At 50.0% G+C, this 11,212-nt stretch carries 11 protein-coding genes; 3 read left to right on the top strand and 8 right to left on the bottom strand.

Annotation, left to right across the window (positions count from 1 at the left end; translation table 11 throughout):
• The first annotated feature begins 45 nt into the window (after nucleotides 1-45).
• Complete coding sequence (locus C8D82_RS20075) at nucleotides 46-459, top strand: transposase (protein ID WP_222707341.1); 414 nt, start codon at nucleotides 46-48, stop codon at nucleotides 457-459.
• Between the two features lie 440 nt (nucleotides 460-899).
• On the opposite strand, the gene C8D82_RS20070 is transcribed toward C8D82_RS20075, so the two are convergent.
• From C8D82_RS20070 to C8D82_RS20050, 5 genes are all read right to left on the bottom strand, one after another.
• The gene (locus C8D82_RS20070; RefSeq protein WP_116886079.1) at nucleotides 900-1,301 is read right to left on the bottom strand and encodes a hypothetical protein; all 402 of its coding nucleotides are present in this window, start codon (nucleotides 1,299-1,301) and stop codon (nucleotides 900-902) included.
• A gap of 148 nt (nucleotides 1,302-1,449) precedes the next feature.
• Complete coding sequence (locus C8D82_RS20065; protein ID WP_165833234.1) at nucleotides 1,450-2,904, bottom strand: ankyrin repeat domain-containing protein; 1,455 nt, start codon at nucleotides 2,902-2,904, stop codon at nucleotides 1,450-1,452.
• A gap of 86 nt (nucleotides 2,905-2,990) precedes the next feature.
• Nucleotides 2,991-3,569 (bottom strand): hypothetical protein, encoded by a 579-nt coding sequence (locus C8D82_RS20060; RefSeq protein ID WP_116886077.1) that lies wholly within the window; start codon nucleotides 3,567-3,569, stop codon nucleotides 2,991-2,993.
• Between the two features lie 29 nt (nucleotides 3,570-3,598).
• On the bottom strand, nucleotides 3,599-3,949 hold the full coding sequence (locus C8D82_RS20055; RefSeq protein WP_116886076.1) for a DUF805 domain-containing protein: 351 nt from the start codon (nucleotides 3,947-3,949) through the stop codon (nucleotides 3,599-3,601).
• Nucleotides 3,950-4,137: 188 nt separating this feature from the next.
• Nucleotides 4,138-5,457 (bottom strand): right-handed parallel beta-helix repeat-containing protein, encoded by a 1,320-nt coding sequence (locus C8D82_RS20050; protein WP_116886075.1) that lies wholly within the window; start codon nucleotides 5,455-5,457, stop codon nucleotides 4,138-4,140.
• A 194-nt stretch (nucleotides 5,458-5,651) separates the two neighbouring features.
• Here C8D82_RS20050 and C8D82_RS20045 point away from each other — a divergent pair, with 194 nt between their 5' ends.
• A complete protein-coding gene (locus tag C8D82_RS20045; protein WP_165833233.1) occupies nucleotides 5,652-6,734 on the top strand; it encodes a GntR family transcriptional regulator in 1,083 nt (360 codons plus the stop codon).
• On the opposite strand, the gene C8D82_RS20040 is transcribed toward C8D82_RS20045, so the two are convergent.
• The 3 genes from C8D82_RS20040 to C8D82_RS21450 form a co-directional block, all read right to left on the bottom strand.
• Nucleotides 6,670-7,803, bottom strand: a complete 1,134-nt coding sequence (locus tag C8D82_RS20040) for a hypothetical protein (RefSeq protein ID WP_116886073.1) — start codon at nucleotides 7,801-7,803, stop codon at nucleotides 6,670-6,672. The two genes, C8D82_RS20045 and C8D82_RS20040, sit on opposite strands and share 65 nt — an antisense overlap.
• Nucleotides 7,804-7,805: 2 nt before the next feature.
• The gene (locus C8D82_RS20035; protein ID WP_165833232.1) at nucleotides 7,806-9,440 is read right to left on the bottom strand and encodes a DUF4838 domain-containing protein; all 1,635 of its coding nucleotides are present in this window, start codon (nucleotides 9,438-9,440) and stop codon (nucleotides 7,806-7,808) included.
• 181 nt (nucleotides 9,441-9,621) lie between these two features.
• On the bottom strand, nucleotides 9,622-10,242 hold the full coding sequence (locus C8D82_RS21450) for a prepilin-type N-terminal cleavage/methylation domain-containing protein (RefSeq protein WP_147835344.1): 621 nt from the start codon (nucleotides 10,240-10,242) through the stop codon (nucleotides 9,622-9,624).
• Between the two features lie 232 nt (nucleotides 10,243-10,474).
• Between C8D82_RS21450 and C8D82_RS21445 the strand changes: the two genes are divergently transcribed.
• The gene (locus C8D82_RS21445; protein WP_165833231.1) at nucleotides 10,475-10,642 is read left to right on the top strand and encodes a hypothetical protein; all 168 of its coding nucleotides are present in this window, start codon (nucleotides 10,475-10,477) and stop codon (nucleotides 10,640-10,642) included.
• Nucleotides 10,643-11,212: the final 570 nt, after the last annotated feature.

The following is an 11,212-nucleotide window of genomic DNA, read 5'->3' as shown; positions in this document are numbered from 1 at the left end:
ATTCCCTTTATGTTGAGATTTTGAGTTACTCAAAATAAAAGGCAGATGCAACCTTGTCAAACAACACATCCCATCACAAAATTTGGGACATTATCTGAGGATGATGGACAATATCTTTATGAAAAAGTCTATTGCGCCCGAGGAGAGATGGAAAACAGGATCAAGGAACAGCAGCTGGATCTTTTCGCTGATCGGACGAGCTGCCATGACTTTGCGGCAAATCAATTCCGACTTTTGCTTGCAAGTTTGGCGTACATTCTTATGGAACGGTTTCGAACCTTGCTTTTGAATGGAACAAAATTGGCTCAGGCAACCTGTGGCAGCATCCGATTATACCTGGTGAAAATCGGTGCTGTCATTCGTCGCAATACCAGAAAAGTCTACGTCGCTCTTTCAAGCGCTTGTCCGAATCAGGAACTGTTGCGCTTGATCGCCGCAAAGATCATTGCCATGGAATAATCGCCTAGAGAGCTGTCCCCGGCTTGCGGATCAACAACGGGGGAAAGGGGGAGTATGGCCGATTTACGGAATACAAGGATGAATATTCTTGAAAAAACAAGCTACAGGCTCCGGAAAAGCATTTTTCTCAAAATTGGGAACTTCATGCAATATTCAGGCTAGAAATCCTCCCGATGTGAGATTACCTTGCCTCCGGAACTCTAAATTTGGAGGGTAACCGCCCAGCCAGCCCCATGGTGTAGTATATGCAGGATGAAAATCTTGATGGAAAATAGCAAAAGATTGCCGTCTGGCGGTTGACCGCCAGACGGCATCATTTTCTCCTAGCTCTAATTTTTTCCAAAGCTCTCCGCGATATCTCCCCTCACCATGGGGCTCACTGGGCATATACTTTTCTAGGAAAACTTTTCCTAGAAAATTCAAATATGCAAAACCGCAGTTTATTTGTTGTATTTGATCGCTGTAGCGGTCATCGTCACAACCACGGTATTGATGCCGCAGATGCAGTTCTGCTTGTAATCCATCTTTACATCCGTGAGATCGGTCGCGCCGGGCGCCTGTTCCAATGCCCTGGCTTTCAGGGTCGCATAGGAAGCATCTCCGAAGTTGAATGCGGTAAAGATGCTTTTCAGCTCCGCAGTCGCTTTCACATCGCGCTTGACTACGGTATAATCCTGCGCGGCATACTGCGGAATCATCGCATTGCTTGAGAGTTCACTGTAAATGTTCATTCCGGCGCCGGTAAGGGTAACCGCGCCGTTGTTGGTACCGACTCCGGCGCAACCGGAGAAAAGAACCGACGCAAGAACCGCGCCGCCGACGAAAAGAAACGATTTTTTCATACTTGTGCCTTTCCTATATGTTAGCACGTTTAAAATGCGAAATGGACGAATTCCTTTTCGCGTTTTCCAATAAAACCGATATCGCCAGAGACATGCCTTTTGAATGATTGTTTCCTGAAATATTCAAAAGCAGGATTCTATCATCAAATTACTGTTGGGCAGCTTCTTGCAGCAATTTCCGCGTATCGCCGCCGGCATAGTCCAATACAGATTGGCCCTTCTTATTTTTTATATCCGGCTTTGCGCCGTTTTTCAACAACAGATTTACAATTGCCGCGTCTCCCCGGTTCGCCGCAAGGAAAATCGGAGTTTCCCCTTTCTTATTCTGCCTGTTGGGATTGGCATTTTTGGCCAGCAGCGCTTGGGCTGCCGCAAGATTGCGGCAGCGGGCGGCGTAATGCAGCGGGGTATCGTTGAACATATCCGTGGAATCGGGGTTTGCTCCTTTTTCAAGGAGATAACGTGCCGGCTCGCCGTCTCTGAAGTTTTCAATGGCGAAATGCAGAATTTTCATACCTTTGTCCATCACATCGGTTTCCAGATCAACGCCGGAGGCTGTCAGAAAATCACGCATTGCATTTTTTCTTAAAGCCAGAACCAAAGGAGTGGCTCCATCGCTACGTTTGACATTCAAATCAGCTTTTTTACTGATCAGTGCTTTCAGCAGCGGAATATCATTCCGCTGAGCGGCAAGCAAAACCGGACAGCTGCCGTCATTGTGTTTCAGATTGGGATCGGCACCGAATTTGTCAAGCAGCAAGTGAACGGTCCGGGCATTGTTTGCCTCAAGCGCCAGAAACAATGGAGTCCGCCCATATTTATCCTGGAGATTCGGATTTGCCTTCTTTTTTCCAAGAACATCAACGACATAGGAGGCTTCTTGCTGATGGGCACGAAACGCGGCGGCAATATGCATGGCGGAATTGCCGTCTTTATCCTGAATATCCGGTTTGATTCCGGGGATGGCGAGCATCGAAGCCGGAATCCGCGGATTCAGTGCGGTGAACTTCCGGATGCAGAGCATCAATGCAGTTTCTCCCCGGCTGTTCTGTGCGTTGACGTCCGGCTTTGCATTGAATATGGCGCTGATGACTTCTGCATTGTAGCTGTCGGAACTGTTGACGAGCATGAAGGGCGTTGTCCCGCTGCTGTCCTTAGCATTGACATCAGCCCCGTTTTTCAGCAGCAGCGTGATGATTTCCGGTTTGGGATCTTTTCCCCGGCAGGCAAAGTGGAGAACGGTATTCTGCGCTCTGTCCGTTGCCCTGATGTCGGCTTTTCCTGCAAGCAGTTTTTCCACTGCCGCTGTATTCCGGGCACTGACGGCGTGATGCAGCGGGGTCATTCCGCTGCCATCCGCAGCTTCTATTGCGGCTCCTTTTTCCAGCAACAGCGGAATCAGCTCGGCATTGGCAATCGCCGCCCAGTGAAGCACTGTCCTGTTGTAACGGTCTGTCGCTTCCAGATCCGCACTGCCGGTTTCCACCAGATGTTTTACCTGATCGTACTTCCCCGTCTGCATCAGAGACGGAAGATTTTCCGCTCCGCACAGCGAGAAGCTGACAGCCAGCCAGCAGCTCAATCCGGATAATATTCGCTTCATGACAGAATTGCCTCCCAGTTTCATTTTAGTGAACCGGAAACTGATCCTTTTTCTGAACCAGTTCCGTTTTTGCAGAATCAAGCATGCTATTTCGTTAATTCCACTGCCATGAACAGCAGCCGGGAACTGGTGAAATTTCCGGTATATGTCAGCAGGCAGTCCTTGGCATCGGTTGAATTACCGCGATATATCCTGTTGTTTTTGATGGTGTAAAGTACCTTGCCCGGCACATATTTCCCGTCCTTCAGAACGTTATATTCGGTAAGGATCGTAATATCGCCGGCTTCGCGTTTCTCCTCCGTATCCTTGAACGTGACGAAACCGTCGTAGATCACGGCCTCAAGGACATTCCCGCGCTGTGTTTTCGTTTCGAGCAGCGTGCCCAGGCAGTCCGCCCGGTTAATGGAGTACCCCTTGTAAATCCGGTTGCCCTGCAGCCGGAAAATGCAGTTGGCGGAAGAAGCCTTCGGCGCTTCCCTGGCGACCATGTTTCCCGGATGCGCGTAAAGAATTTCCTTCCGTGCCGCGTCGCGGTAAAAGTTTCCGCTCTGATAGTAGCAGATGACATCTTTTTTGTCGGTGGAGTCGCCGCGGTAAATGGTTTCCGCCGCAAAACATCCCAGAACAAGGGAACAGAACAAAGCCAGCGTAAGATTTCTTTTCATTTTTTCTCCAGAATATTTTTCTCTGTTTTTCAGTTGGTCGGAGAACCGAACCTGTTGTCGTTTCTCTCTCCTTCCGGAAGGCACATGAGCAGAAGAATCAAAGTGCCGATGAAGGGAATAAGGCAGACCAGAATCATCCATCCGGATTTATCCCGATCATGCAGACGCCGCGCAGTTACCCCCAGGCTGGGCAGAAGCATTGCCAATGTCCAGATCAAACCGAGGATGGCTCCGATTTTGGGAATGAATCCGAGTACTGCACTGACAAGGAACATGACCAGAATCCAGAGCCAGAATTCCGCTCGTCCGGCACGGCCGTTGAAACAGAAATATTTCCCGGTCACGATGTTGATGAAGTTGCTGATTACTTTCTGAGGCATAATTGTTTCCTTTTTGTTTAGATGGATTCCGTTATGAAATCGATAATCGCTTCATTGAAACGATCAGCCGTCTGCTGCTGCCGGTATTCCCGTGCTTTCCGATCTTCCGGCGGGGGAGGCACAGCCTGCCGCAGAGTGCATGACGGCCGGCTGTACGGCTCTGATCCCAAATGAACCTTCGGCCTTTTTCATCGCCTTTCCTGCGGAGGTTTCTGAGCCCCGATGTCCTGAACCGCTCCGAAAAACTTGATCGCGCTGTCAAATGGATAGGGATTGGCGAACATGGATACTTTGGAGGTGATTTTTCCCTGTTTATTCAGTCCGAGCGCGGCGCGGAATTGGTTCATCGGTGAATTTTCATCGTAATCGATCTCTTCGGAATAGGTGGCATTCAGGAATGCCTCCAGATACTTCATGTCGATGACGCCTTTGAACAGCTCCGGATCTTTTAACCCGATATTGTCTTTGACGCTCACCATGCCGTCTGCATCACCCAGGTCGTCAAAACCGTCGTCTTCCACCTTCATGAATTTGATGGAAGGGCTGATTGTAACGGTGACATCCGCTGCCTTATTGAGAAAAAAGATATTATTGTCCAGCCTGACCTGTTTGGTCTTGTCGCTGCCTTTCGTGTTGTCGAAGCCGGACATGGTGTTCAAGCCGATGATATTGTGATGGATATTCGTCGACATATCGGCATTGGCCCGCACTCCGAATCCCATGTCCTCAAAGGCCTTTGTCCGCGTCCATGTAAAGAGCAGCGTGTTGTCGGCGAATTCAAAATCCACCATTCCGGGTTTGCCGTTGGTACTTCTCACGTCAGCGGCCGTCATGCGATTCCCGATGAACACATTGTTCAGAATTCTGACCGTTCCGGAAAAATGCGCGGCGAGGATCGCGTAGTTGCCGCCGTTGAGAAAAAGACAGTTCTGAACCGTAAGCGAACCGTCCGTTTCCGCATTGAGCAACGCTTTGTCAATGGAGGGATACCTGGTTTTGCCTTTTGCCGGAGGAATTGTCAGCATGCCGTCGGAAAACCCCTCCGGTTTTCCCTCCGCCGGATGATAGCTGTTTGCGGCGGTATGATCGAAAATGAAGCCGTCAATCAGTACACTGGCGTTTGCTCCGGATTTCCGTGTTTTTACAGTCAGCGTCCCGAAAGCAGGTTTGGTGGCATTCTGTTCGTTTTTCGGGCGGAGCATTGTGTGGTGAGCCAGCGGATCCCGTGTGGAAAAATCGGCATTGTAGCCGCCGATCAGACTGACCGGTTTCTTCAGGTCAATCCAGCCGCAGGACATTTTTCCCGGATAATTTCCTTCCGCCACATGGATTGTATCGCCGCCGGCCGCCATTTCGATTGCCTTCCAGATATTTTTCAGCGGAGCCTGTCGGGTTCCGGAATTTCTGTTGTTTCCGGTTGACAGCGATACATACCAGTCCGCCGAAGCCGCCTGAAAAGTCAGGCTGCTCAGCGTCAATGCCGTCTGCCACAATTGCCGTAAATTCATTTCTCTTTTCCCCGGATAAGCTGTTGCCGCATTTCAATCCTTTGGCTATAATATACTGTATCAGCAGGCAATGTCAAGGGCAATAATATCTAAAATAGTTATTTTTGTATTTTGATGGTCCGGCACTTGTATTTTCCGGAAGCTCTGCTATATTGTAATAATAATGAATCAGCAGGAGGAATTGTCCGTTTCTTGTGAAAAAAAACGCAAATCATCAGGAAAATCTGGGTTTTCGTCCACTCTATAAGCGGCTGGCGGAGAAGGTGTCGGCTCAAATTTTGGCGGCAAACCTGAAAGACGGGGATTTTTTCTGTACATTAAATGACTTGTGTGAAAAATATATTGCCTCCATCACAACGGTCCGCAAGGCCGTCGCTCTTCTGACTGCACAGGATATTATCTCATGCAAAGCAGGCGAAGGCATTACCGTCAGAGATATCGAATCATTGCGGAGAATGGTCTCCCTGCGTTGCCGTGTCCTGCTCCTTCACCACCATTACCGCAAAAAACTGAACGATTTTTTTGAATTGCGCCTGAGTGCGCTTGTACAGGGATTTTCTGCAAATGACGTAGCCGCCCAGGTGATTTATCGGGAGGCGCTGAATGATGAAAGCGCGTTGGCTTTCTACTGGCGGTCAAGCACCGGAATCGTGTGCGGAAATTCCCTGGCCGGCGATGTCCTTGCTGCCTGCCAGGAGTACGGCATGCGGCAGATTCTGGTGATTAATCCGCCGGCGAATGTGATGCTCCCTGCGAATTTCCATCCGGTGTTCTATGATTTTGCCGGACTGGTCGAACAGTCCATGCAATTCTGGCGGACGGGAAATTGCCGGAAAATCATCATGCTGCGCAACGAATGCAGCATCATTCCGCCGCCATTCGTCGAGGTGATTGATCTTAAGGAATATCCATCCGTTGAAGTTGGACGCGCCTGGGCGGAACGGTTGGCGAACGAGCCGCCGGACACCGGATTCTGGGTGACGGATGATTTCGTCGGTCTTGGACTGTATGATTATTTCCGCAGCCGCGGAGTCGATTTGAACGGGTCCAGACGGCTTCTGGTGAATTCCTCCCCGTCCCGCGTGCTGACGGATGAACTGGGGATCGCCACTGTCGGATTCTGTCCGATGCATGTAGGAGAGGAAGCGGCCGCACATTTTTCCCGAATCCTGAAAGAAGCGGATGATGAGAAGAAGGTCTCCGCACCGCTGATTATCGGCGCGGAGGCGAACATGTCCGCCCGACGGCACGATGAACTTCCGGATACTTCAACATGATTCCGACGGCATCCTGTTCCGCATAAAACCTGAATCCGCATTCATTTCGGGGAAATTCGAGTTCCAGTTTCACCGGCTGTCCCGATTTTACCTTTCCGCTTTGAACAACGGTTCCGTTATTTACCAATTCAAACAGACAGAAGCCGTCGCCGGGCAGGGACAGTTCTGCCGAGAGCAGCGTGAAAATACCCGCCGGGAAACGATAGAGCAGATGTTCTTCTGTCATTACCGGAAAAGCAAGCGATTGACCGGAGTCCGTTTCCATCCCGCGGCCCGGCGGCTCATACGGCTCGAATTCATTCAGCGGCAGCGGTGCTGCCTTCTTCTGCCGGCAGCGGCTCAATTCAAGGATTGTCTGCAGGACATCCGCACAAAGCAGAACAGAAGCCGCAGTCATCGGGGAAATATCCGCGTCGCCCGCCAGCAGAACTTTTACGCAGGATGTCCTGCCGAGCCGAATGGCGTCGCACCAATGCCGGTAAATGCGCAGAGCCGCTTCCTCCGGTGAGTTCCCAAGCGAAACCGGGGAGCGCGGCAGAATGGGAGGCGTACTGCTGCAGTCAAGCCGGCAAAGCGTCTCAAACGGCGATTTCTCCCACAGCTTCAGGCGGTCGAAGAAAAAGACATCGGTACCTCCCGGCCCTTCCAGCGTATGAATTCCGAAAGAGTTGTCCTGAAGCACATGCAGCAGAATTCCCGTCGGTTTCATCGCATCGGCGATGCGGTTCGCCCGCAGCAGTTTCGGAATCAGGGTCAGATAATGCGTCAGGCCTGCCAATGCAGATTCATAGTGCGGATTGACAAACGGGCGTGAACGTTTCAGGCGGCCGTCTGTTGCCGCGCGATAATGCCGGTAAAGATTCTCCAGCGGGGCATCCGGCAGATAATGGAATTGAATTCCATCCCTTTCAAAAAGAAAGCGCTGCGCTTCCGGATCACCCGTCATGGCCAGATCGGGAAGGCGGCAGTATTGTTCCGAAAGAGCTGCGGTATTGTTTCCCGCGAACAGCTCCGGCACAAGCCTGAGAGCAAAACGGGTCAGCTTGCGATGGATTTCGGAAGACGGCACGGTTATTTCCCTCTTTCGTCCGGGGGCTGTCCGGCCTCCGCCATAAACGGCACCCATTGATGATTCCGGAAGAGTTCAACCCGGCGGCGGTAAACGCTGTCTTCTTCCGTCTCGGAGACGGCCTGCGCGAACAGAGCGTTTATCTGTGCGATGATATCGGGCGGATAACGCACCGAGTGAATATAACCGGCTTCGTCGGCATCCGGCTGCATCGCGAATTTTTCCCACCGTTCACAGAAGATCCGGTAAATTTCCCGCATCGTTTTCCCTGCCGGGCCGTAAAGCTTGCGGGTGTAGTCCTCGAGCAGGGCGTCGATATCCGCATCGGGATTCCAGAGCAGACGGCTCTGAAGATAGACCATCGGATAAGTGGCGATCGCTTTTCTGCGCGCTGCTGCATTCAGCCGTTTCAGATAGGGATTCAGGCCGTTGATGAAATAGCTGTCGCTGTACTGCAGATTGGCCCGCAGCCATTTCCGGAAAAGATGCGGATAAAAAAGCGGCACTTGCGATGTGTATTGGGCCGGGGCAACGATATTGAGCCAGATACGAAGACGGTCCGGATCGTTTTTCAGCAGGCGTGACCATTCCCTGATGTAAGAGGTCTCCTCATCCCAGCGGTCCGGGTGATTGGCATAATGCATGTATTTGGAAACATAGGTTACATTTACATTATCTGGAATCGCACTTTTTTCCGGCGGTTTCCGGTAATGATGAAACGCCAGCGTCACCAGCGAGCGCTCCGGCCAGCGAATCTGAATCGCCTCCGCATAACGGCGGATGAAATCGAAGACCAGCTCGCTGGCCTGGCCTGCCTCCGGCGCGTCCGGCCGCAACAGCCGTATGCACGTTGAACAGTGGCAGGTCTTCGGCAGCGTCATGCCGTCGTTGAAGGCAAAATAAACGTAATTCTTTTCCGGCGGACACGGTCCCCAGGCTTTTTCCGGAGGTTTTCCGGCGTCCGCATCGGCAATATTCTGTATCATCTGCGCCAATACGCCCGTTTCGCCGGGGCAAATATAATTGCGGTGCGGGAGTCTGGTGTTGAATACAGTCTTTCCCGCTGCATTTTTTGCAAAATATTCCGGATGGGTTTGGTGATAGAGATTGTACCAGTTGATCTGCGTGTGATTCGCGTTGCGGTGCGGCCGGGAGGAGCCGAAACGCAGTACCGGATGCCAGAGCTTCTGTACTGCGGCCGGTTCGTAGTAATAGCTTATGCCGCCCTCCCGCTGCCGGCAGCGGGGAAATTCCCGGATATCCCAGCCGGTGAGCTTCAACCCGTTGCTTTCAGGAATCTCCGTTCCGAGGCCGTTCGGATAAAGCTGCGGAATATCCGCAAAAAACCAGCGTATGCCCAAAGCCCGTTCCAGATACTCGTAAACAGCGAATAAGGTGCCCCGGTCCAGGCCGTCCGCCGTGGTTTCCCCGCATAAAATCAGATCGTTTCCGAGTGAACGGATCAACAGTTCCTCCGGATGAAAAGAGATTTCTTTAAGATTTTTCGCGGCAAACCGGGTATTCCCGATCCAGATCCGTGCCGGATGACGCTCCGCCTCGGATTCCGGAATGATTTCAAGTTTCTTCCCGGTGGCGGCCTCAATATGAAACCGCAGAAATTCTGCTGCATAGCGCACCGTTTCTCCGGGCGGAAACGCAAGTGCGGACGGCCGTTCCGGAGTAATGATTACCGGCTCTGTTGCAAACAACGATGCCCAGAGAGCCGGTAACAGGATGAGCAGCGCTATTGGTATTTTGCTTTTAATTGACATGCCTTTTCTCTACTTCGTAAACACTGTTTGATTGCGAAACATTTACCTAAAGCGCTGCATGTTCCGAACATGGATTGGGACAATAACAATATTTGGGACATTGTAATTTCTGCAATTCCTCTCCTGAACACGGTTTTACATGACCGTCCATAAAACCGACATTGGCTTTTCGGCTATGGCGGCAATGCACTCTGTTTTTGTATTGTCCGACAGTTCCATAGAAAATAAAATATTGTTTCATGCCATCTTTCGTATCCGTCGGATCAAGTCGGATGGAATCTGCCAGTAAAACATGGGTGGATGGGTTATCGATTTTTACAAACGAATACGTCAGTTCCTGGGTTTGGCGCATCCCGTACATTTGATGATGGTCGCCGAGTTCCTTGCGTGGTTCCCAATCCGGACAAATTAAAAACGAATAATTGTGTTCGTTGATATATCCAGCCGCCAACAGGGATTTCGAGTAATACTTGATCGGAATTTCTGTATAGTCGATGCTGTACATCTGGAGCATCGTCAACGGCTGCTTCAAATTATTGGTGCAAACGATAGCGCTTGCTTTCTTTCGTGCCTGGTTCAAGGCAGGGAAAAGTATTGCCGCTCCAATGGATATGATGAAAATAACAATCAGCATTTCTATAAGTGTAAAGCAAAAAAACTTCCTCATCTTTTTGCAATCATTTATCCATATCATTAATATCTAAAATAACAACTATAAATATGTATTGATAATATACCATGCAGACTACCTGTTTTCAAACGTCATTTTTGGGACAACTTGACTTGGTGTAAAATGCCCGTTAAATTAACCTGGAAAGGGAGGAAGGGGAGTATTAAAGTCGTATAGTTCCAAATTTAAACGCCGTGTGACGTTGGAAAGCGCTGCGTGGAAACTGACCATGATGGAAATCACCGGGAAATATCTGGTTCATCCGAAGCAGGTTCAGCAGTGGAAAAAGAAACTCATGGAAGGAGCTTCCGAGATTTTCCAGTCCAAAGCTGAGTGGAAAAAGAGTAAACCGTATACCGAGGATGATCTAAGAAGAAAATCGGGCGTTTTAAAATAAGAGAATGATTTTTTTGCGAAATGTGTCCTTGATCTGTAACTTGAATCCAGAAAAGCTCAAATAAGCGATCGGAATTCGGATTTAAGCGTGAATCGTCAGTTGAAGCTACTTCAGGTCCCTCATTCTGGTTTTTATTACAAAAGCTGGCGGGAGATATTCCGGACAGCTTCCGATGAAGGGCTCAAGAACGAAATGATGGAGATTTATATGGATACGCTCACACCTGTCCTAACAATTTTCAAAATGGCGTAATTTTCTGATTACGCCCCCTCATTTTCATCTATTTCACACCAATTCTCAAAAGTAGCCCCCCTTTGTTGTAAATCAGCTGTCCTAAAAAGCGAACTCTGGTTGAAATAAATCCGGCTCCGGTGGTTTGGTAAATGGTTGATCCAACCATTGCTGTAAATCCCGATAGACGAAAAGATTCCACTTCAGAAATGTCACCAGCGTGGAGAAATGCCACTTGGCCTTCCACACCTGTCCTAACAATTTTCAAAATGGCGTAATTTTCTGATTACGCCCCCTCATTTTCATCTATTTCACACCAATTCTCAAAAGTAGCCCCCC

Source organism: Victivallis vadensis (assembly GCF_003096415.1).
Classification (GTDB): Bacteria; Verrucomicrobiota; Lentisphaeria; order Victivallales; family Victivallaceae; genus Victivallis; species Victivallis vadensis.
Note: the sequence above shows the minus strand (reverse complement) of the source record. Positions and strands in the feature narration are given on the sequence as shown.